The following is a 21,574-nucleotide window of genomic DNA, read 5'->3' on the forward strand; positions in this document are numbered from 1 at the left end:
GTAGCCGCCTGATTTCGCCGGCAAGGGATTTTTACACAATATTAAAATGCGGTTGGGGGAGCGGCCTCCCCCGTGGTCATGCTTCGATAGCCTGCTGGCAGACAAGCAGCCCGTTGAGGCTGTGCGCAAGCTGATCGAGACAGCTTTCCAGCCTGTCGGCGTCGACGGCGATATAGTGCGGGCAGTCATGCCGTCCGGTCATCAGACAGACGGCGGCGGAAGAAACCGCCGCGATGCCCCGATCGAAGGAGGTGATTTCCTGCGGCATAAGCGCCGCCTGCACCTCAGGCAATTTCTCGCGATACTCGTTACAAAGTTCAAACAGATTATCGCGCAGTTGTTCATTCTCGACGATCGTCATATAGCCTTTCGCCCGGCGCAGCGTGAGATAAGCAGAAAGGTCGATTTTCGCGACGATCAGCTTTTGCAGAAGATCGCGCCTGAACGTACTCCTGGACATGCGTTTATCCTCCCTATGCAGTGAACCATTACGCCCATCAATAGTATGGTCAATTTTTAGCCGGGCAAGACGTTATTGCAGCTGATTTTGATCCGCCGCAACAATCTTTACATTGCGCAAACGCAAGCGCGGATCGCAGTCAGAGAGAAGAGGTTTTGCCGCAGGCGGAGGCCGTATTTTGCTCGCGCCACAGCTGGCGCAGCACGCTGTGCCCGAGATTATTTTGCCAGGTGAAGCTGTTTTGCAACACCACTACGGCGAAGTGATGCTGCCTGTCGATACCGATATAGCTGGAGTAGCCGCCGATATAGCCCACCTGATAGGTGATGGTCTGCTCGCCGTAGGTGTCGCTTACCCAGGCGATATTTGCCGCCTCTTTATCGCGCGGGTAATAAACCTGCATGGCGTCGCGCATGGCACGGTCGAGCTGGTCGTTTCCCGTGCTGTCCAGATGCGCGGCGGCAAACGTCAGCAGATCGGCGGTGTCGGCGTACAGCCCGCCTGCGCCCAGCATGTTGCCGGTAAACTGCCAGTCCGGCACCACCTGCCCGGCCGGGACAAACTTCGGCTGGCTGCCGGCGTGGCCGATCGCCCGCAGCGGGTAAGCCTTCAGCTTCTGCGGCGTAAAGCTTGCGTTGCGAATGCCCAGCGGCGCAAACAGCAAGGACTCCACCAGCTGGTCCGCCCGCTGCCCGGTCTGGTATTTAAGCACATAGTCCAGCAACGCGTAGCCGAGGTTTGAATAGCGCGGCTCATGGCCGGCCGGCTTTACGAAGTGCGCAAGATCGTTAACGACCTCGTCGCTGTCGAGATGGGCGTAAAAGTTTTCACCGTTGCCCAGGTAGCGGACAAACGCGGCCAGCATCGGCAAATCCATATTCTGCCGCGGCAGGCCGGACGTATGGGTAACAAGCTGCAGCAGCGTAATCTTCTTCGCGTCATCGCTTAGGGCGACCGAAGGCGGCAGCAGCGTTGCCAGGGTATCTGACCAGCGCAGGCGGCCCTGCGCCACCAGCACCGCCGTGGCTTCCGCCGTCATTCCCTTGCTCAGCGATCCCACCGCAAACAGCGTATTTTCATTCACCGGATTGCGATGCTCGCGGTCCGTCACGCCATAGCGCCAGTAGTGGCGCTGGTTGCGGGCGTCGATAATGCCCACCACCATGCCGGGCGAATGCTGCTCAACCATCAGCGGCAGCCACTGATTAATAGCGCGCGGCTGGGGATCCCCGCAGGCGCGCTGCGCCCGCTGCGGCACTTCCGCGACGGGGGCGACGTTCGAAAGCGTGCCGCAGCCCGCAAGCAGGCCGGCGAGCATCGCCGTCAGCAGGAAATTAGTTTGCCGCGACACAAGGTTTCGAGCTCAGCTCCACCACCAGCGTACGATTGTTGCCCTCTTTTTTCACCGCAAACTGGCTGCTGTGATAGCGGTACAGCGCCTGGCCGCCGCTCATATTCTGGTAGGAGTAGCGCCTGCCGTTATACCAGGCATAGTCGCCGTCCAGCGCCAGCTTTTCACCGCCGCAGACAAATTTCTGCGCGGTGTCCGGCGGCGTATTAAGCGGCGTCGGGATGGCATTACAGGCGGACAGCAGCAGCATGGCCGCAACCATGCCGGTTAAAGCGAGAATCTTGCGCATTAAGGGATCCTTGTGGATGAGGTCATTATCGTTGGATGAAACGGCAGTGATAATAAAGCCTACCGCTGCGGCAAGCAAAATAAGAGATGTCGCAAAGCGCGGGAAAAGGCCGAAAATCCGGCGGCGATAACAACTGGTAGTGGGTTGCCCAAAACCCGTGTAAAATCGCCCGGTTTTTTATTTCCCTGTTTACTTTGTGAGCGTACACCCATGCATCAACCCCGTATTGGCTTTGTTTCTCTCGGCTGCCCAAAAAACCTCGTCGATTCAGAACGAATTCTCACCGAGCTGCGCACCGAAGGCTACGACGTCGTGCCCAGCTATGACGATGCCGATATGGTTATCGTGAACACCTGCGGTTTTATTGACAGCGCGGTACAAGAATCGCTGGAAGCGATCGGCGAAGCGCTCAATGAAAATGGCAAAGTGATTGTCACCGGCTGCCTCGGCGCCAAAGAAGATCAGATTCGCGAAGTGCATCCGAAGGTGCTGGAAATCACCGGACCCCACAGCTACGAGCAGGTTTTACAGCACGTTCACCACTACGTGCCGAAGCCTAAGCACAACCCGTTCCTGAGCCTGGTGCCGGAACAGGGCGTGAAGCTGACCCCGCGTCATTACGCCTACCTGAAAATTTCCGAAGGCTGCAACCACCGCTGCACCTTCTGCATCATCCCTTCGATGCGCGGCGATCTCGACAGCCGCCCGGTGGGCGACGTGCTGGCCGAAGCTAAACGCCTGGTGGACGCGGGCGTTAAAGAGCTGCTGGTTATCTCGCAGGACACCTCCGCGTACGGCGTGGACGTTAAGCATCGCACCGGTTTTTACAACGGCGAACCGGTCAAAACCAGCATGGTCAGCCTGTGCGAGCAGCTTTCTAAGCTCGGCGTGTGGACGCGTCTGCACTACGTTTACCCTTACCCGCACGTTGACGACGTCATTCCGCTAATGGCCGAAGGCAAGATCCTGCCGTATCTGGATATTCCTCTGCAGCACGCCAGCCCGCGCATTCTCAAGCTGATGAAGCGCCCGGGCAGCGCGGATCGCCAGCTGCAGCGCATCAAGCAGTGGCGCGAGATTTGCCCGGATTTAACCCTGCGCTCCACCTTTATCGTCGGCTTCCCTGGCGAAACCGAAGAAGACTTCCAGATGCTGCTCGACTTCCTGAAGGAAGCGCGTCTCGATCGCGTAGGCTGCTTCAAATACAGCCCGGTTGAAGGCGCCACGGCTAACGAACTGGCGGATCAGGTGCCCGAAGAGGTGAAAGAAGAACGCTGGAACCGCTTCATGCAGCTGCAGCAGCAGATTTCCGCCGAGCGCCTGCAGGAGAAAGTCGGCCGCGAAATTCTGGTTATCGTCGACGAGGTGGACGCGGAAGGCGCTATCGGCCGCAGCATGGCGGATGCGCCGGAAATCGACGGCGCGGTTTATCTGAATGGCGAAACTAAGCTGAAGCCGGGCGACGTGGTGCGCGTTAAAGTTGAAAACGCGGATGAATACGATCTCTGGGGTGCGGTGGTTTAACTGACTTTGTGGCGGGCGGCGCTCATGCTTGCCCGCCCTGCCGAAACGTATCCGTAGGGTGGATAAGCGCGAGCGCTATCCACCTTTTTTCACAATCACCCCTTTATCTTCGGATCCAGCGCGTCCCGCAAACCATCCCCCAGCAGGTTAAACGCCAGCACCGTTAAGAAGATCGCAAGGCTTGGGAAGATAGCCACGTGCGGGGCCATCACCATATCCGCCCTTGCCTCATTGAGCATCGCCCCCCACTCAGGCGTTGGCGGCTGCGCGCCCAGCCCCAGAAACGACAGGCTCGCCGCCGAAATAATCGAGGTGCCGATACGCATGGTGAAATAGACCACGATAGACGATACCGTACCGGGTAAAATATGGCGAAAAATTATCGTCCAGTCCGAGGCGCCAATGCTGCGCGCCGACTCGATAAAGGTCTGGTGTTTTAATACCAGGGTGTTGCCGCGCACCAGCCGAGCGAACGCCGGGATGCTGAAAATCGCCACGGCGATAATCACGTTCGCCATCCCGCTGCCCATCACCGCCACCACGGCGATAGCCAGCAGAATGCCCGGGAAGGCAAACAGCACGTCGCAGATGCGCATGATGATGCGATCCCACCAGCCTTCGTAATAACCCGCCAGCAGGCCAAAAAAGGTGCCGATAAGCGCGCCGATAAGCACCGAGAACACGCCCGCCGCTAATGAAATCTGCGCGCCCACCAGCACGCGGCTGAAGATGTCCCGCCCCAGCGAGTCCACGCCGAACCAGTGCAGCATGGAGGGGCCGTCGTTTAGCCTGTCGTAGTCGAAGTAGTTTTCCGCATCAAAGGGGGCAATCCAGGGAGCGATAAGCGCTACCGTTATCAGCAGCAGCACAAAAGCCCCGGCGATCAGCGCGACGGGCTGTTTGCGCAACCGCCGCCGGAATTCGCGCCACGGCGTGCGCACGGCTTCGGGCCGCACAATCGGCATCTCGTTAAGTATCGCCTGACGTCGCCAGTTAAAAAGTCGCATCCTTACCTGTACCTGATTGCCGGGTTAATGGCCGCATAAAGCAGATCCACCACCAGATTGATAACAATAAATTCCAGCGAGAAAAGCAGCACCTCCGCCTGAATCACCGGATAATCCCGCATTTCGACCGAATCCACCAGCAGGCGGCCCAGCCCCGGCCAGTTAAAGACTTTTTCCACCACAATCGAGCCGCCGAGCAGGAAGCCGAACTGCAGGCCCATCATGGTGACGACCGGTATCATCGCGTTGCGCAGGCCGTGTTTTATCACTATCAGCGTTTCGCTCACCCCTTTAGCCCGGGCCGTGCGCATGTAGTCTTCCTGCAGCACGTCGACAAAAGAGGCGCGGGTAAAGCGGGCCATTACGGCCGCCACCGCGGCGCCCAGCGTAATGGACGGTAAAACGTAGTGCTGCCAGCTATCGGCCCCGACGGTGGGCAGCCAGCCCAGCTCGACGGAAAATACCTGCATCAGCAGCATGCCCAGCGCGAAGGCCGGGAAGGAAATGCCCGACACGGCGATCGTCATGCTGATCCGGTCCGGCCAGCGGTTGCGCCACACGGCGGAGACGATGCCGGTAAACAAACCAAAGATGACCGCCCAGACCATGCTGGTGACGGTAAGCCACAGCGTCGGCATAAAGCGGCTGGCGATCTCTTCGGTCACCGGACGGCGCGACACCATCGATATCCCAAAGTCGCCCCGCAGGATATTGACAATAAAATGCCAGAACTGCTGCCACAGCGGTAAATCCAGCCCCAGCTGCTTGCGCACCATCTCAATGACCTGGGCATCCGCTTCCGGCCCGGCGATAAGACGCGCAGGATCGCCCGGCAGCATATGCACGAACAAAAACACCAGCACCGCGACGATAAGCAGCGTTGGAATGAGGCCCAGCAGGCGCTTGAGGAAATAGTTAAACAAAGTTACCTCGTTAACTTAAGGCGGACAGGCGCCGCCCGCCGTTTTTTCGCAGGATGGCGCTTGCGCTTATCCATCCTGCGACGAAACGCCTGATTCTACTGCAAATCCGCATCATCAAAGCTAAACCCGGTATCCGGCATCACGTAGAAGCCGCTCAGGTTTTTGCTGTGCGCGGAAACCAGTTTTTCCACCACCAGCGGCACCCACGGAGACTCTTTCCAGACGGTGTCCTGCGCGTCTTTATACAGCTTAGCTTTATCATCGCGGTTGGTGGTTTTGAGCGCTTCGCTCAGGTCTTTATCCACCTGCGGATTGCTGTAAAACGCGGTATTGAACAGCGTCGGCGGCCAGTTTTGAGAAGCAAACAGCGGCGACAGCGCCCAGTCCGCCTCGCCGGTCGAAGCCGACCAGCCGGTGTAGAACATTCTCACGCCGCTTTCCGCCTGCCCTTTGCCTTCCACTTCGGCGGCGCGCTGGCCGGCGTCCATCGCCGTAACCTTCACTTTAATCCCCACCTGCGCCAGCTGCTGCTGGGTGAACTGCAGCACTTTTTGCGCGGTGCTGTGATTGTGTGAAGACCACAGCGTGGTCTCAAAGCCGTTCGGGAAACCGGCTTCTTTCAGCAGCTCTCGCGCCTTAGCAGGATCGTACGGCCACGGCTTATATTTCTGCGCGAAGTCGATAGAAGGCGGCACGACGCCTTCCGCCGGCGTAGCGTAGCCGGAGAACGCCACCTTCACCAGCGCCTGGCGGTTAATAGCGTAGTTAATCGCCTCGCGCACTTTTGGATTATCGAAAGGTTTTTGCGTGACGTTCATGCTGATGTAGCGCTGCATGATGGATGGCGAGGCCACCAGCTCCAGCCTGTCGTTTTTCTCAAGCCGTCCCGCCTGCTCGTAAGGAATAGGGAACGCGAACTGCGCTTCGCCGGTTTGCAGCATCGCCGCGCGGGTGTTGTTATCCACAACCGGGCGCCAGGTGATGGTATCCAGCAACGGCCGCCCCTGTTTCCAGTAGCCGGCGAATTTCTTCACCTTCACAAAATCCGTCTGGTTCCAGGTATCCAGCTGATACGGGCCGGTGCCGACCGGGTGGAAACCAATATCTTTGCCGTATTTTTGCAGCGCGGCAGGTGAAATCATCGCCGTTGCCGGATGCGCAAGAATATTGATAAACGCCGAGAACGGCTGTTTGAGGGTGATCTTCACGGTGGTTGCGTCCACCGCTTCGGTTTTGGCAATCGCCTTGTAGAGGTTATAGCGCTTGAGGTGGCTGTCCGGATTGCTGGCCCGATCGAGGTTTATCTTCACCGCTTCGGCATTAAAATCCGTCCCGTCCTGGAATTTTACTCCCGGATGCAGTTTGATGGTATAGACGAGGCCGTCGTCCGACACGGTATAGCTTTCCGCCAGCACGTTTTGCAGCTTCATGTCCTTATCGAGACCGAACAGACCCTGATAAAACGACTTCGCCACCGCCTGCGAAAGCGTGTCGTTGGCGTCGTACGGGTCGAGCGTGGTGAAGTTGGACGCCACCGCCACGACGACATCTTTGGCGGCAAAGGCCGGCGCGGCCAGTACGCTGGAGGCGAGGCCTGCCGCAGCCAGCCATTTCTTGGTAGTGTTTGATGTCATATTGTTATTCTCCTGATTATCCCTGCCTAAATATGGTTTTCATGGCTGCCGATCGGGTGGCGGGCAACGAAATGCCCGGGGCCCACGGCCACCAGCGGAGCAACGTGCGGTTCATCCCCAAGCCTGCGCGTGGCGCTTGGGATCTCATCAGAAAGCAGAACGGGGTTCGGGCGCCGGTGCGCCGGGTCGGCCACCGGAACGGCGGCCATGAGCTTACGGGTATAGGGATGCTGCGGATTTTCAAACACCGCGCGGCGCGGGCCGATTTCGACAATCTGCCCCAGGTACATCACCGCTACGCGATGGCAGATCCTCTCCACAACGGCCATATCGTGAGAAATAAACAAAAACGCGATGCCAAACTCGCGCTGTAAGTCGAGCAGCAGGTTGATAATTTGCGCGCGGATGGAGACGTCCAGCGCGGAGACGGACTCGTCGGCGATCACCACTTTGGGATTTAACGCCAGCGCCCTGGCGATGCAGATACGCTGACGCTGGCCGCCGGAAAACTCGTGCGGGTAGCGCCAGGCGTGTTCCGGCAGCAGGCCGACGCGCTCCAGCAGCCAGGCAACCCGTTGCTGCGCCTGCGCTTTTGGCATCATCTTATGCACCAGCAGCGGTTCCATGATCGAATAGCCGACCGTCAAACGCGGGTCGAGGGAGGCGTAGGGATCCTGGAAGATAAACTGGATATCTTTGCGCACATGCTGCATCTGCGCGTTTGGCAGGTTGTCGATACGCTGGCCGTTAAAGCTAATGCTGCCGCCCTGGGTTTCCACCAGCCGCAGCAGCGAACGCCCGGTGGTGGATTTACCGCTGCCGGACTCCCCGACCAGGCCCAGGGTTTCACCCGGCCATAAATCAAAACTTACCTTTTCGACCGCGTGTACCTGTTTAGTCACGCGATTGAACACGCCGCTGCGGATATCGAAGCGGGTAACTAAATCGCGCACCTGTAAAACCGGCGCGGCGCCCGCCGGGATGGTGTCCTGCTCGGTTTCCGGTTCGTATTTATCAGGATCGTTGGCATCGACCTGCGGAAATTTACGCGGCAGCTCTTTACCGTTCATCGACCCAAGGCGCGGCACCGCCGCCAGCAGCGCTTTGGTATAGGGGTGAACGGGCGCGCGAAAAATCTGCTCCACGCTGCCGGTTTCTACCGCTTCGCCGCGGTACATGACCAGCACCCGGTCGGCGATGTCCGCCACCACGCCCATATCGTGCGTAATGAAAATGACGCCCATCTCCATTTCGTCCTGCAGCACGCGGATAAGCTGAAGTATTTGCGCCTGAATGGTGACGTCCAGCGCCGTTGTCGGTTCGTCGGCGATCAGTACCGCCGGGCGGCACGAGAGCGCCATCGCAATCATCACGCGCTGGCGCATCCCGCCGGAAAGCTGATGCGGATAGCGGCCGAGAATGGCCTTCGCTTCGGGAATGCGCACGCGTTCGAGCATGCGCTGCGCTTCAAGCAGCGCCGCCCTGCCGTCAAGCCCCTGGTGCAGACGAATGGATTCTGCGATTTGCTCGCCCACCGGGAACACCGGGTTAAGCGAGGTCATGGGCTCCTGAAAAATCATCGCGATATCCGCTCCGCGCACGTTGCGCATCTGCGAGGAGCTGAATTTATACGGCTCGATAACCTGCTTATTGCGGCGGCGCAGCAGGATTTTTTTGCTTGCGACCAGGCCGCCGGACTGCTCCAGCAGGCGCATTAACGCCAGCGCGGTAACGGATTTCCCCGAGCCGGACTCGCCGACAATCGCCAGCGTCTCGCCGCGTTTGAGATCGAACGAAAGGTGGCGCACCGCTTCGCTGTACGTTTTCTCCTGGCGAAACCGAATGTTCAGATCGTTAACGCTGAGCACCCGGTCTTCTGGCAGTTCATCACTGTGCGGCATCAATGCTCCTGGTCGCGATAGATTCCTACGCTCGGTGCATCCCCGACATAACCATAGCCGCGGTACATCCCTTCGCTGTTAAACGGCAGCGCCACGTTGCCTTCGCTGTCGATGGCGATAACCCCGCCGCTGCCCTCAAGGGCGGGCAGTTTTTCCATCACCACGCGTTCCGTGGCCTGGTGCAGGCTCAGGCCGCGGTATTCCATCAGGGCGGCAATATCATAGGCGGCAAGCGCCCGGATAAAGACCTCACCCGTGCCGGTGCAGGAAACGGCAACGTTTGCGTTATTAGCATAGCAACCCGCGCCGACGAGAGGAGAATCCCCTACCCGGCCGGGCATTTTATTGGTCATGCCGCCGGTTGAGGTCGCCGCCGCGAGGTTGCCGAATTTGTCGCGCGCCACCGCGCCGACGGTGCCGAATTTCGTATCCGGGTCCAGCGGCTCGCCGCCATCGTGATCCAGCACGGTCTGGTTATGCAGCTGCGCGCGCCTTAGCTGCTCCAGGCGTTCCGGCGTGGAAAAAATCTCAGGCGATACCGGCTCAAGCCCCTGCGCGAACGCGAACGCCTCGGCGCCTTCGCCTGCCAGCAGCACGTGCGGGCTGTTTTCCAGCACCTTGCGCGCGGCGATAATCGGGTTGCGAATGTGGCTTACGCCCGCCACCGCCCCGGCGTTCAGCGTATTGCCATCCATAATGCAGGCATCAAGTTCATGCGTGCCCGCATGGGTAAAGACGGAGCCGATGCCGGCGTTAAACAGCGGGCACTCTTCAAGCAGGCGCACGGCTTCGGTTACCGCGTCCAGCGCGCTGCCGCCTGCGGCCAGGATAGCCTGTCCGGCCTCGACGATTTCCGATAACGCCTGAATATAGAGCTGCTCTTTCTCAACGCTTAGCTGCGCGCGCGTGATGGCGCCCGCTCCGCCGTGGATCGCAATTACCGCTTTGTTCATAACGACATGGCCCTGTCATAGCTGTTATCCGGCAACACTTTTTCTATAGATATCAGAATCGTTACCGTTAACTAATTCGATTTTTGAATATAGAAAGACGTAAATGTGTTGTAAAGAAAATTGACGACGCCCCTTACCCCTAATGGAACATTCAGCGCCGGCGCTTTATCTGCCATAATATGCGCCTTACTTTGCCCCCGCCGCAGGAGTTTTCATGGAATTTACCGCCGGGCTGATCCCGCTTGAAACCGCTCTGGAGCAGATGCTTTCGCGTATTGTTCCCGTTACCGAATCGCAAACTATCCCGCTGTTGCAGGCCGCCGGACGCATTACCGCCGCTGCGGTCACCTCGCCCATGGACGTGCCGGGCTTTGATAACTCAGCCATGGACGGTTACGCGGTGCGCATGGCCGATATTGCTGCCGGCGGCGCCCTGCCGGTTGCGGGAAAGGCCTTTGCCGGACAGCCGTTTAGCGAAGAGTGGCCTGCGGGCACCTGCGTAAGAATTATGACCGGCGCTCCGCTGCCGGCGGGCGCGGAAGCGGTCGTCATGCAGGAAGAGACGGAGGTGACGGAAACCGGCGTACGTTTTAATGCGCCGGTGAAAAACGGCCAGAATATCCGCCTGCGCGGCGAAGATATCCGCAGCGGCGCCAGCGTGCTGCCCGCGGGCAAAAAGCTGACCGCCGCCGAGCTGCCGCTTATCGCCTCGTTGGGCATTGCCGAGGTAAAAGTGCTGCGCAAAGTACGCGCCGCCGTGTTCTCAACGGGCGATGAACTTCAGTTACCGGGCCAGCCGCTTGGCGAAGGGCAAATTTACGACACCAACCGCCTCGCGGTGCATCTGATGCTTGACCAGCTCGGCTGCGAGGTCATCGATTCAGGGATCATTAAAGACGACCCTGAAGCCCTGCGCGAAGCCTTTATTGAAGCGGACGCCCAGGCGGACGTGGTCATCAGCAGCGGCGGCGTTTCCGTGGGCGAAGCGGATTACACCAAACAGCTTCTCGAAGAGTTAGGCGAAGTGGGCTTCTGGAAGCTGGCCATCAAGCCCGGCAAACCTTTTGCCTTCGGACGCCTGCAAAATAGCTGGTTCTGCGGCCTGCCGGGCAACCCGGTTTCCGCGGCGCTGACCTTCTACCAGCTGGTGCAGCCGTTGCTGGCCAGGCTAAGCGGCCAGCAGGGCAACGCTCTCCCGCCGCGCCAGCGCGCACGCACGGTTGGCCGGCTCAAAAAAACGCCGGGGCGTCTGGATTTCCAGCGCGGCATCATGCGCACCGCGCTGGACGGGCAGCTTGAAGTGCTCAGCACCGGACATCAGGGTTCGCATATTTTCAGCTCCTTTAGCCAGGCCAACTGCTTTATCGTGCTGGAACGCGAGCGCGGCAACGTCGAGGCCGGTGAATGGGTGGAGATCGAACCCTTTAACGCGCTGTTTGGAGGCTAGGATGGCGGCCGAACTGAGCGATGCGGAAATGCTGCGCTACAACCGCCAGATTATCCTGCGCGGCTTTGATTTCGACGGGCAGGAAGCGTTAAAAGAGGCGCGCGCGCTGGTGGTCGGCCTGGGCGGCCTGGGCTGCGCCGCCGCGCAGTATCTTGCCGCCGCGGGCGTGGGGCATCTCACGCTGCTGGATTTCGATACGGTAGCGCTGTCTAACCTGCAACGCCAGACGCTGCATCGCGACGCGACCATCGGCCAGGCGAAGGTGGATTCCGCGCGGGACGCGCTGGCCGCCATTAATCCTCACATCACGCTCGAAACGATAAACGCGCGGCTGGACGAGTCCCGGCTGGCAGATGAAGTGGCGAAGCACGATCTGGTGCTCGACTGTACCGACAACGTCGCCATCCGCAATCAGCTCAACCAATGCTGCTTTCACGCGAAGAAGCCGCTGGTCAGCGGCGCGGCAATCCGCATGGAGGGCCAAATCAGCGTGTTCACCTACCAGCCGGACGAGCCCTGCTACCGCTGCCTGAGCCATCTGTTTGGAGACAACGCGTTAACCTGCGTCGAAGCGGGCGTAATGGCGCCGCTGGTGGGCGTCATTGGCTCGCTGCAGGCGATGGAAGCCATCAAGCTGCTGGCGAATTACGGCAAGCCTGCGGCCGGGAAAATCGTTATGTACGATGCCATGACCTGCCAGTTCCGCGAGATGAAGCTGCAGCGTTTTGCCCGCTGCGAAGTGTGCGGAGCTCACTCATCGTAAAGCCCGTCGCTTTTCACCGCCGTATGGCTCTTGTTATGGCGTATACGGCGCACGGATTCCCGCACCGCCAGCGAGCCGTTTAGCAGCAGATTCCCCACCGGCGCGTCAGGGCGAATAAGCCGTTGCTGAAGAAGATGCACGGCTTCCTCACCCAGCTCGTCGCGCGGCACATGCAGCGAGGTAAGGGGCACGTCGTGAATGGCCGCAAGGTTAAATCCGTCGATGCTCATTACCGACATATCGTGCGGCACGCGTAAACCCGCCTTTTGCAGGGCGCTGACCGCGCCGGCGGCCATAAAATCTCCGCCCGCCAGCAGCGCCGTCGGCAACCTGTGCCGCGGCGTGTTCGCCAGAAAATCATCGATAATCCTTTCGCTTTCTTTGGCGCTGAAGCTTTGCGCGGTAATCAAGTGCTGACCCTCGTCAAACTGAAGGTTGTGCTCTTCCCAGGCATCGCGAATGCCGGCCAGGCGCAGCTCCATAGTGTAGCGGCGCAGGCAAAGTAAATTAACGACGTGTTTATGCCCCTGCTCAAACAGATAGCCGGCGGCGAACTCACCTATTAGCTGGTGATCCGGCGCCACGCCCGGCAGGCGCATTTTGCGATCGCGACAGTTGATCAGCACGCAGGGTTTGGCGAGATCCGCCGCCAGGTTGTGAATATGCGGATCGTCGATGCCCAACAGGATCGCCGCCTCCGTTTCCGCTTCGTTCATCTTGCTCAAAAACAGGTTGGCGTCGCTGTCGTGTTCTTCGAGGGCGCAGTAGCGCAGCCGCACCTCATGTGGCGCCAGCGCCTTGCTGATGCCCTGAATCACGCGGTAATAGAAGACGTCCAGCCGCTCTTCAAACGCCCGCTGCGGCGCAAACACCACCAGGCTGTTTAGCAGCAGTCTCCCCGCCGCGATGCCTTTGAGCACGCCGTTTTGCCGTGCGCAGCTTAATACCTGCTGCCTGGCCGCCTCGCTGGTGTTGGCTTTGCCCGCCAGCACGCGGGAAACGGTGCTGATGGAAAGCCCGGTCTGCGCCGCTATTTCGGCAATTTTTAGCTTTTTGCTCATTTTGTGATCTACGCCCACTTTGCCCATGAAAAAATTTTCACAGCCATGCTTATCGCCATTTTACTGACAATTTTTCTTCTCATAAGCCTTATTCCGCACGCTTATGAAAATTGTTGCATCAAATCTGCTGTCGGCACTTTTATAACTGTTTTAGGCTCAATTTATCGAACAGCTTTTCGCGATTCGATAACGAAATATCTCAATAAAACAATATTAATCAAACAGTTATTAAAATCAATCCGGCCAGAAGGCTGTTATACCAATTCCGACTGACCCTCTGCTACGTGGAGAACGACATGAGCCATGGCATACAACAGGATGCAACGGCGGTAAAAACCAGACGCACCATCCGTAATTTACGCTGGTGGGTGCTGGTGCTGTTTTTACTCGGCGTTACCGTTAACTACATCACTCGCAATTCGCTGGGCATTCTTGCCCCTGAACTGAAAACCTCTCTTGGCATCACGACCGAACAGTATTCCTGGATAGTCGGCGCCTTCCAGCTGGCCTACACCCTCTTCCAGCCCCTTTGCGGCTGGCTGATTGACGTGATTGGCCTCAAGCTCGGCTTTCTGCTTTGCGCCGGCGTCTGGGCGGTGGTTTGTATGCTGCACGCCGGCGCCGGTAGCTGGCTGCAGCTGGCGATTCTGCGCTTCTTTATGGGCGGCGCGGAGGCGGCGGCAACGCCTGCCAACGCCAAAACCATCGGCGAATGGTTTCCGAAAAAGGAGCGTCCCATCGCCGCGGGCTGGGCGGGCGTCGGCTTCTCCATCGGCGCGATGCTTGCGCCGCCGATTATTTATTTCGCCCACGCCTCTTTCGGCTGGCAGGGCGCGTTTATGTTTACCGGCGTGCTGGCGGTGCTGTGGGTGGCGCTGTGGTGGCTGTTCTACCATAACCCCGAACAGCACCCGAACCTGAGCCAGGAAGAGCTGGCCTTCATCAGGCAGGATAATGAACCGCCGGCCGTGAAGTTACCTTTCTTTACCGCGTTGAAAACCGTCTCCAGGAACAAACGTTTTTACGGTATCGCCATCCCGGCGTTTATGGCCGAGCCGGCCTGGGCGGTGCTGAGCTTCTGGGTGCCGCTGTATCTGGCAAGCGAACGCGGTATGGACTTGAAACAGATTGCGATGTTCGCCTGGCTGCCGTTCCTTGCCGCCGACCTCGGCAGCGTGGCGAGCGGCTATCTGACAAAGGTTTATACCCGCTGGTTTGGCTGCTCGCGGACGAACTCCATCGTGGCCAGCTCCGTGACCGGCGCCTTTCTGATGCTCTCCCTTGCGCTGGTGGCGATAACCAGAGATCCCTACGTCACCATCGCGCTGATTTCGGTGGGCGGCTTCGGGCACCAGATAATTTCCTGCATGCTAAGCGCCCTTGTCGTGGACTCCTTTGACCGGGGCCAGATGGCCACCGTCAACGGTATGCGCGGCTCCGCGGCCTGGATTGCAAGCTTCCTGTTTTCGCTGCTGATTGGCGTCACCGCCGACAAAATCGGCTACAACCCGCTGTTTATCGCCATGGGTTTCTTTGACCTGATTGGCGCCGTATTCCTGGTTTCTTTTATTGCTGAACGCCGCGCCGGGCGCGCCTGATATGGATGGTAGATGATGAAAACCCTGAAGAACTGGACGCTGTTGAATTGCGATGCGCATCACGTTGAATTAAACGTGGACGACAAGCATCGACTCTGTTTATACGTGCTGGAACAAGGAATGTTCCGCGTTTTGCTTAAGCGCGAGAACAGGCTGGCCCTGAACCGTACCTGGAGCATCGCGCCGCTTAACGATGTGCCCTGGGAAGGACGCGCCCGTGAAAGCCTGGAAGGCTTTGCGCTACCGGGCTTCACGGTGGAGGAGCAAGAAGACACGCTGCGCATCAGCGCCGATAAGCTTCGCGTCACCGTCCATCGGCCGCTGTGGCTGGAGTGGGAGTACAAAAACGACGGCGGCGAGTGGCGGCTGCTGGCAAGCGATCGCCCGACCAGCGCCTATCTGCTGAACGCGCACGGCGACGGCGTGGCGCACTACCAGCGCCGGTATAAAGAAGAAAGCTATTACGGGCTGGGCGAAAAAGCCGGGCCGCTCGCCCGCACCGGTAAACGCTATGAAATGCGTAATCTCGACGCGATGGGCTACAACGCGGAGTCCACCGACCCGCTGTATAAGCACATTCCGTTTACCATTACTAAGCGCCCGGACGTCAGCTTCGGCATGTTTTACGACAACCTCAGCAGCTGCTGGCTGGATTTAGGCAACGAGATCGACAACTATCATCTGCCCTACCGCCGCTGGCAGGCGGAATCCGGCGACATCGACTACTACCTGTTCCTCGGACCGAAAGTGCTGGACGTCACCAAAGCCTTTGTTCGCCTGACCGGCAAAACGCTGTTCGGCCCGAAATGGAGCCTCGGCTACAGCGGCTCAACCATGCATTACACCGACGCGCCGGACGCGCAGCAGCAGCTGATGAACTTTATCAGCCTGTGCGATAAACACGCGATTGCCTGCGATTCATTCCAGCTGTCATCGGGCTATACCTCCATCAACAACAAGCGCTACGTCTTTAACTGGAACCACGACAAGGTGCCGCAGCCGAAGGTGATGAGCCAGGCGTTCCACGATGCCGGCATTAAGCTTGCGGCGAACATTAAGCCTTGTCTGCTACACGATCATCCCCGCTATGCGGAAGTGGCGGAGCGCGGGCTGTTTATTAAGGATTCAGAACGCGACGGACCGGAGCGCTCAAGCTTCTGGGACGACGAAGGTTCGCACCTGGATTTCACCAATCCGGAAACGGTGGCGTGGTGGCAAAACGGCGTCACTACCCAGCTGCTGGAAATGGGCATTGATTCAACGTGGAACGACAATAACGAATTTGAGATATGGGACGGCGAAGCCCGCTGCCACGGCTTTGGTGAAGAGATCGCCATTAAGAATATCCGCCCGGTTATGCCGCTGCTGATGATGCGTGCCTCGCTTGAAGCGCAGCAGAGTTTCGCGCCCGGGAAAAGGCCCTATCTGATTTCACGCTCCGGCTGCGCCGGAATGCAGCGCTACGTGCAAACCTGGAGCGGGGATAATCGCACCAGCTGGAATACGCTGCGCTACAACACCCGCATGGGCCTGGGAATGAGCCTGTCCGGGCCTGTACAACGTGGGGCACGACGTGGGCGGCTTTTCCGGCGATAAACCGGATGCGGAGCTGTTTGTGCGCTGGGTGCAAAACGGCGTGATGCACCCGCGCTTTACCATCCACTCGTGGAATGACGACCAGACGGTGAACGAGCCGTGGATGTACCCGGCCATCACCCCGGCAATTCGCAGCGCCATTGAAACGCGCTATCGCCTGCTGCCCTATTTTTACACGCTGCTGTGGCAGGCGCATGCGGACGACGAGCCGATGCTGCGCCCGACGTTCCTCGACCACGAGCACGACGCGAAGACCTTCGAAGAGTGCGACGATTTTATGCTGGGCCGCGATTTACTGGTGGCAAGCGTCGTGGAGCCCGGGCAGCGCCAGCGTGAAGTGTGGCTGCCGGCAAACGGTGAAGGCTGGTATGACTACTACACCGGCCGGTGGTACGGCGGCGGGCAGCATATCGTCGTGGACGCGCCGCTGGAGCATCTGCCGCTGCTGGTGCGCGCCGGCGCCGCCCTGCCGCATTCCGCACGCGTCGCGCACGTGGACAACAGAGCGGATGATGTACGCGAGCTGAAGATTTATCCGCTGCGCGGAACGGGCGTTACAAGCGGAAGCCTGTTTGAAGACGACGGCGAATCCTGGGGCTACCGGCAGGGCTACGCGCTGTGGCTGGACTGGGAGATTCGCTGCAGCGCGCAGGAAATTCATATCACCTTTAAGCGTAAAGGCGACTATCAGCCGGCGTGGAAACAGCTGAAGCTGACGCTGCCTGCGGGCGAAAAACGTCGTTTGCTGGTGGAAGGCGTCGGGCAGGATTACTGGATGTTGTAATAATCAGGCGGTGGATGGCGCATGCGCTTATCCACCCTACTAATCTGTACCGACAACGTCATCTCCGCAATCAGCTCAGTCAATTCGGCGAGAAGAAACCGCAGCGTTTTTTCAGTGCAGGCGTGCGGACCTCACCCATAGGAGACGGTCAAAATTCTGAATCCGAGCCGGGAGGCTGTACAATATTTCCACCGCGGCCCGCCAAGGCGTATTATTCCGTTATCGTGACCATGGAGGTCGATAATACAAGGAAAGTACTACAATGGCTGCACTACAATTCCCCTGCATTATATTCAAATCCGCATTGAAAGATCATATTCTTAATGGCAGAACAAAAAATAGTACGCAGTTACGAATAAAAAACACGCTTAAAGGATATATCAGCTGGAAAATTAATATCTCTCCGACAGAAAAGAAGGATGAATTTCGCAAAGCCATAAATTTTGCAAAGCTCCCAAAATTCGACAGGTCTCAGGATAGCTTTAACGGTATGGGCATTACCGTACATGACGCTTGGGCCACGCATATTACAATTAAACCCTTTCAGATCGATAATGCTCGCTACCGGGCGGTGGTGCATTACAAAGTACAGGATCACTTTGGCCTCGACGATAACGATATTCTAAAAGCCAAATTCAACCAGTTCCGTTTATTCCGCATCTGGTTTGTGCTCCAGCGATACAATCAGTTTGGTTTTAAGCCTTTTATAACCAATATAGAAATTATCGGAGACCGCAATGAAAGTGGTAAATAAAAAATACATTCTGCTTCTGATATTGACCGGCTGTATCCTGTGCGGTTATTCTTTGTGGTTATTGCTACGTCCGATAGAAATTATCGCTGTACACAAAAATGGCAGCCACAGCTATGTTCTGGTGAAACATTTCCCTTTTACGGATAACGGGAAAATAAGCTGGTGGCTGAAAAATAAAGATAGCCTAAAAAACCAGTATGATATCCTCAATCCCGCACCTTATGGGAGTTTCACCGTGGTTTTTTGGGATTTCGGTGGAGGCTATAAAGAACAGGGGAAATATGACCGACTCTGTTTTGATGATATGAACCCCCCGATAAATTGTATAGAAAAGAATAAGATTTTTTCTGTCAGCAACAGCAAAAATATGGGACTAACTTTTATCACTAATAACAAAATATATCGCATGAAGAAAAATGGTGAAATGGTAAAAACAAAATATGAATAAAATTTCGAGGCATAACAGCCATAAGAAAATTATGCTTACGCCCGCTATAAGGTCATGGCTATGCGATTATATCGATGGGAAGAAAAATAACGCCTTACCGCCCGCCTGCCCTGTTATTCAGGCAGGCGGCGCACAAGGCGTTGTTGAGATCTGAACCGAAGCGCTGGATTTAAGCTGGCGAACAGCCTTTACAGCGCTACGGCAGATTTTTTGTTAACCGTCAATTCCTTTACTGCGCAGGTAATCTTCATACCCACCGGTAAAGTCGATAACGCGTTCCGGGGTAATCTCAATCACGCGCGTTGCCAGCGAGCTGACAAATTCGCGGTCGTGGGAAACGAAGATCAGCGTGCCCGGATACATTTCCAGCGCCATGTTCAGCGATTCGATGGATTCCATATCCAGGTGGTTGGTGGGCTCATCCATCACCAGCACGTTAGGGCGTTCCATCATCAGCTTGCCAAACAGCATGCGGCCTTTTTCACCACCGGAAAGTACCTTAGCAGGCTTTTTGATATCGTCCTGGCTAAACAGCAGGCGGCCAAGGATGCTGCGCACCGCCTGCTCGTCGTCGCCTTCCTGCTTCCACTGGCTCATCCAGTCGAAGACGGTGAGATCGTTTTCGAATTCATATTCATGATCCTGCGCGTAGTAGCCAATCTGCGCATTTTCGGACCATTTCACGCTGCCCGCGTCCGCTTCCAGCTCGCCCACCAGGGTTTTCAGGAAGGTGGATTTACCCACGCCGTTGGTGCCCAGCACCGCGAGTTTTTCCCCCACTTCCAGCAGCAGGTTAACGCCTTTAAACAGCGGACCTTCCTCAAAGCCTTTGGTCAGCGCTTCTACTTCCAGCGCGTTACGGAACAGCTTCTTGTCCTGCTCGAAACGGATAAACGGGTTCTGACGGCTGGAGGCTTTAACCTCGTCGAGCTTGATTTTATCAATCTGACGGGCGCGGGAGGTGGCCCTGACGCGATTTAGAGGCGTTGGCGCTAAAGCGGCTCACGAAGGACTGCAGATCGGCAATCTGCGCTTTTTTCTTCGCGTTGTCCGCCAGCAGGCGTTCACGCGCCTGGGTTGCCGCCGTCATGTATTCGTCGTAGTTGCCCGGATAAACGCGCAGTTCGCCGTAGTCCAGGTCCGCCATGTGGGTGCAAACCATGTTCAGGAAGTGACGGTCGTGCGAAATGATGATCATCGTGCTGTTGCGCTCGTTGAGCACGGTTTCCAGCCAGCGGATGGTGTCGATGTCGAGGTTGTTCGTCGGTTCATCGAGCAGCAGGATGTCCGGATTGGAGAACAGCGCCTGCGCCAGCAGCACGCGCAGCTTCCAGCCGGGCGCAACTTCGCTCATCGGGCCGTAATGCTGCTCTACGGGAATGCCTACGCCCAGCAGCAGTTCGCCCGCGCGCGCTTCCGCGGTGTAGCCGTCCATCTCGCCGTATTTGGTTTCGAGATCGGCGACCTTATAGCCGTCTTCTTCGCTCATCTCCGGCTGCGCGTAAATGCGGTCGCGCTCTTCCTTTACTTCCCAGAGTTCAGCATGGCCCATGATTACCGTGTCGAGCACGGTGAATTTTTCAAAGGCGAACTGATCCTGACGCAGCTTACCGATGCGTTCGTTCGGATCGAGAGAAACGTTGCCCAGGGTCGGGTCTAAATCACCGCCCAGGATCTTCATAAAGGTGGACTTACCGCTACCGTTAGCGCCAATCAGGCCGTAGCGATTGCCGCCGCCAAATTTGACGGAGATGTTTTCAAACAGCGGCTTACTGCCGAACTGCATAGTGACGTTACTGGAAACTAGCACAGAGATGTCCTGATAAAAGAAGTAATGTAATTTGTGATATCGGGCACAGTATGCCATAAGTGCGTTTACGGATCGCGCTGCTTGTGCGCCGTCTATAATGTAATCGCTGTGAAAAAAATGTGATTTAATCCACATCTGATTTCCCAGACTGGGGGAATGCACATATAATGCGCGGCTGAACCTCATCTGATTTTCAACTAACTAGCCTGTGTGGCCAAAATACTTCGCACAACATGAATATAAAATTACGCTCGATTTTACTGGCATTTGTGGCTGTTGTGTCTGTTTGCAAAACAGCTTCCGCCGTGACCTATCCTCTGCCAACCGACGGCAGCCGCCTGATTGGTCAGAACCAGGTTATCACCATTCCTGAAGGCAGCACCGCGCCGCTGGAAGAGTTTGCTGCGCGTTACCAGATGGGGCTTTCCAACATGCTGGAAGCCAACCCTGGCGTGGATCCTTATCTGCCAAAGCCCGGTACTATCCTGAACATTCCTCAGCAGCTTATCCTGCCGGACACCGTTCATGAAGGCATCGTTATCAACAGCGCCGAGATGCGTCTGTACTATTACCCGAAAGACACCAATACCGTTATCGTGCTGCCAATTGGTATCGGCCAGCTGGGCAAAGACACGCCGATCAACTGGACGACTAAAGTAGAACGTAAGAAAGCCGGCCCAACCTGGACGCCGACGGCCAAAATGCACGCGGAATACGCGGCCGCCGGCACTCCGCTGCCGGCCGTTGTGCCAGCCGGTCCGGACAACCCAATGGGCCTGTACGCGCTCTATATTGGCCGCCTGTATGCGATCCACGGCACCAACGCCAACTTCGGTATCGGCCCTGCGCGTAAGCCACGGCTGCGTGCGCCTGCGTAACGAAGACATCAAGTTCCTGTTCGAAAACGTGCCGGTCGGTACTCGCGTACAGTTTATTGATGAGCCGGTGAAAGCGACCGTAGAGCCAGACGGCACGCGCTACATTGAAGTGCATAACCCGCTGTCTACTACCGAAGCGCAGTTCAACTCTGATGAAATCGTGCCAATCACCCTGAAAAGCAACGTGACGGCGATTACCGCTCAACCGGACGTTGATACCAACGTTGTGGACCAGGCGATTCAGAGCCGTTCCGGTATGCCGGTTCGCCTGAACTAAAGCTCCCTTTCCGCAATGAGGCGACCTTCGGGTCGCCTTTTTTTCGCCCGTCGGCCGGCCGTGCGAAAGTTTCCGCAACCTTCATGGCGGGAATATTTGATATGCTCATAATTCAT

At 57.4% G+C, this 21,574-nt stretch carries 14 protein-coding genes and 4 pseudogenes; 8 read left to right on the forward strand and 10 right to left on the reverse strand.

Going from position 1 to position 21,574, the window contains the following annotated elements:
• Nucleotides 1-76: 76 nt before the first annotated feature.
• From WLO32_RS13735 to WLO32_RS13745, 3 genes are all read right to left on the reverse strand, one after another.
• Nucleotides 77-460, reverse strand: coding sequence for a biofilm formation regulator BssR (locus tag WLO32_RS13735; protein ID WP_435945621.1), 384 nt, complete (start codon nt 458-460; stop codon nt 77-79).
• A gap of 139 nt (nt 461-599) precedes the next feature.
• On the reverse strand, nt 600-1,811 hold the full coding sequence (locus tag WLO32_RS13740) for a serine hydrolase domain-containing protein (protein ID WP_435945622.1): 1,212 nt from the start codon (nt 1,809-1,811) through the stop codon (nt 600-602).
• Nucleotides 1,795-2,100, reverse strand: coding sequence for a hypothetical protein (locus WLO32_RS13745; protein ID WP_435945623.1), 306 nt, complete (start codon nt 2,098-2,100; stop codon nt 1,795-1,797). The genes WLO32_RS13740 and WLO32_RS13745 overlap by 17 nt, the downstream gene beginning before the upstream one ends.
• Nucleotides 2,101-2,310: 210 nt before the next feature.
• Between WLO32_RS13745 and rimO the strand changes: the two genes are divergently transcribed.
• On the forward strand, nt 2,311-3,624 hold the full coding sequence (gene rimO / locus WLO32_RS13750; protein ID WP_435945624.1) for a 30S ribosomal protein S12 methylthiotransferase RimO: 1,314 nt from the start codon (nt 2,311-2,313) through the stop codon (nt 3,622-3,624).
• A 95-nt stretch (nt 3,625-3,719) separates the two neighbouring features.
• Here the strand turns inward: rimO and gsiD are convergent, their stop codons facing one another.
• From gsiD to iaaA, 5 genes are all read right to left on the reverse strand, one after another.
• Nucleotides 3,720-4,631 carry a glutathione ABC transporter permease GsiD gene (gsiD, locus tag WLO32_RS13755; protein ID WP_435945625.1) on the reverse strand — a complete coding sequence of 304 codons (912 nt, stop codon included), beginning with the start codon at nt 4,629-4,631 and terminating at the stop codon, nt 3,720-3,722.
• 2 nt (nt 4,632-4,633) lie between these two features.
• A complete protein-coding gene (gsiC, locus tag WLO32_RS13760) occupies nt 4,634-5,554 on the reverse strand; it encodes a glutathione ABC transporter permease GsiC (protein WP_435945626.1) in 921 nt (306 codons plus the stop codon).
• Nucleotides 5,555-5,649: 95 nt separating this feature from the next.
• Nucleotides 5,650-7,188: a glutathione ABC transporter substrate-binding protein GsiB gene (gsiB, locus tag WLO32_RS13765; RefSeq protein WP_435945627.1), complete on the reverse strand. Its 1,539-nt coding sequence runs from the start codon at nt 7,186-7,188 to the stop codon at nt 5,650-5,652.
• A 26-nt stretch (nt 7,189-7,214) separates the two neighbouring features.
• Nucleotides 7,215-9,089, reverse strand: a complete 1,875-nt coding sequence (gsiA, locus tag WLO32_RS13770) for a glutathione ABC transporter ATP-binding protein GsiA (RefSeq protein ID WP_435945628.1) — start codon at nt 9,087-9,089, stop codon at nt 7,215-7,217.
• Nucleotides 9,089-10,042 (reverse strand): beta-aspartyl-peptidase, encoded by a 954-nt coding sequence (iaaA, locus tag WLO32_RS13775; RefSeq protein WP_435945629.1) that lies wholly within the window; start codon nt 10,040-10,042, stop codon nt 9,089-9,091. Before iaaA ends, gsiA begins: the two co-directional genes overlap by 1 nt.
• A 214-nt stretch (nt 10,043-10,256) precedes the next feature.
• Here iaaA and moeA point away from each other — a divergent pair, with 214 nt between their 5' ends.
• The gene (gene moeA, locus WLO32_RS13780; RefSeq protein WP_435945630.1) at nt 10,257-11,489 is read left to right on the forward strand and encodes a molybdopterin molybdotransferase MoeA; all 1,233 of its coding nucleotides are present in this window, start codon (nt 10,257-10,259) and stop codon (nt 11,487-11,489) included.
• 1 nt (nt 11,490) lies between these two features.
• A complete protein-coding gene (gene moeB, locus WLO32_RS13785; RefSeq protein ID WP_435945631.1) occupies nt 11,491-12,252 on the forward strand; it encodes a molybdopterin-synthase adenylyltransferase MoeB in 762 nt (253 codons plus the stop codon).
• Here moeB and WLO32_RS13790 read toward each other — a convergent pair.
• Complete coding sequence (locus WLO32_RS13790) at nt 12,240-13,340, reverse strand: LacI family DNA-binding transcriptional regulator (RefSeq protein WP_435945632.1); 1,101 nt, start codon at nt 13,338-13,340, stop codon at nt 12,240-12,242. The two genes, moeB and WLO32_RS13790, sit on opposite strands and share 13 nt — an antisense overlap.
• Before the next feature lie 269 nt (nt 13,341-13,609).
• Between WLO32_RS13790 and WLO32_RS13795 the strand changes: the two genes are divergently transcribed.
• The 4 genes and pseudogenes from WLO32_RS13795 to WLO32_RS13810 all read left to right on the forward strand — a co-directional run bounded on the left by WLO32_RS13795 (nt 13,610) and on the right by WLO32_RS13810 (nt 18,493).
• Nucleotides 13,610-14,911, forward strand: a complete 1,302-nt coding sequence (locus tag WLO32_RS13795) for an MFS transporter (protein WP_435945633.1) — start codon at nt 13,610-13,612, stop codon at nt 14,909-14,911.
• Between the two features lie 15 nt (nt 14,912-14,926).
• A pseudogene (locus WLO32_RS13800) lies at nt 14,927-17,291 on the forward strand (TIM-barrel domain-containing protein).
• 298 nt (nt 17,292-17,589) lie between these two features.
• Nucleotides 17,590-18,045: pseudogene (locus WLO32_RS13805) on the forward strand (YPO3983 family protein); the annotation flags it as partial.
• On the forward strand, nt 18,029-18,493 hold the full coding sequence (locus WLO32_RS13810; protein ID WP_435945634.1) for a DUF943 family protein: 465 nt from the start codon (nt 18,029-18,031) through the stop codon (nt 18,491-18,493). The pseudogene WLO32_RS13805 and the gene WLO32_RS13810, both read left to right, overlap by 17 nt.
• Before the next feature lie 213 nt (nt 18,494-18,706).
• Here WLO32_RS13810 and WLO32_RS13815 read toward each other — a convergent pair.
• A pseudogene (locus WLO32_RS13815) lies at nt 18,707-20,303 on the reverse strand (ABC-F family ATPase).
• A 233-nt stretch (nt 20,304-20,536) separates the two neighbouring features.
• On the opposite strand from WLO32_RS13815, the pseudogene ldtB reads away from it, so the two are divergent.
• A pseudogene (ldtB, locus tag WLO32_RS13820) lies at nt 20,537-21,458 on the forward strand (L,D-transpeptidase).
• The last annotated feature ends 116 nt before the right edge of the window (nt 21,459-21,574 follow it).

The organism is Dryocola mayonis (genome assembly GCF_051307045.1).
GTDB lineage: Bacteria > Pseudomonadota > Gammaproteobacteria > Enterobacterales > Enterobacteriaceae > Dryocola.

Bases quoted from the DNA above. Each gene is read 5' to 3' on its own strand.
- WLO32_RS13735 (WP_435945621.1), bottom strand. From the start codon at position 460: ATGTCCAGGAGTACGTTCAGGCGCGATCTTCTGCAAAAGCTGATCGTC.
- WLO32_RS13745 (WP_435945623.1), bottom strand. From the start codon at position 2,100: ATGCGCAAGATTCTCGCTTTAACCGGCATGGTTGCGGCCATGCTGCTG.
- rimO (WP_435945624.1), top strand. From the start codon at position 2,311: ATGCATCAACCCCGTATTGGCTTTGTTTCTCTCGGCTGCCCAAAAAAC.
- gsiD (WP_435945625.1), bottom strand. From the start codon at position 4,631: ATGCGACTTTTTAACTGGCGACGTCAGGCGATACTTAACGAGATGCCG.
- gsiB (WP_435945627.1), bottom strand. From the start codon at position 7,188: ATGACATCAAACACTACCAAGAAATGGCTGGCTGCGGCAGGCCTCGCC.
- gsiA (WP_435945628.1), bottom strand. From the start codon at position 9,089: ATGCCGCACAGTGATGAACTGCCAGAAGACCGGGTGCTCAGCGTTAAC.
- iaaA (WP_435945629.1), bottom strand. From the start codon at position 10,042: ATGAACAAAGCGGTAATTGCGATCCACGGCGGAGCGGGCGCCATCACG.
- moeA (WP_435945630.1), top strand. From the start codon at position 10,257: ATGGAATTTACCGCCGGGCTGATCCCGCTTGAAACCGCTCTGGAGCAG.
- moeB (WP_435945631.1), top strand. From the start codon at position 11,491: ATGGCGGCCGAACTGAGCGATGCGGAAATGCTGCGCTACAACCGCCAG.
- WLO32_RS13790 (WP_435945632.1), bottom strand. From the start codon at position 13,340: ATGGGCAAAGTGGGCGTAGATCACAAAATGAGCAAAAAGCTAAAAATT.
- WLO32_RS13795 (WP_435945633.1), top strand. From the start codon at position 13,610: ATGAGCCATGGCATACAACAGGATGCAACGGCGGTAAAAACCAGACGC.
- WLO32_RS13810 (WP_435945634.1), top strand. From the start codon at position 18,029: ATGAAAGTGGTAAATAAAAAATACATTCTGCTTCTGATATTGACCGGC.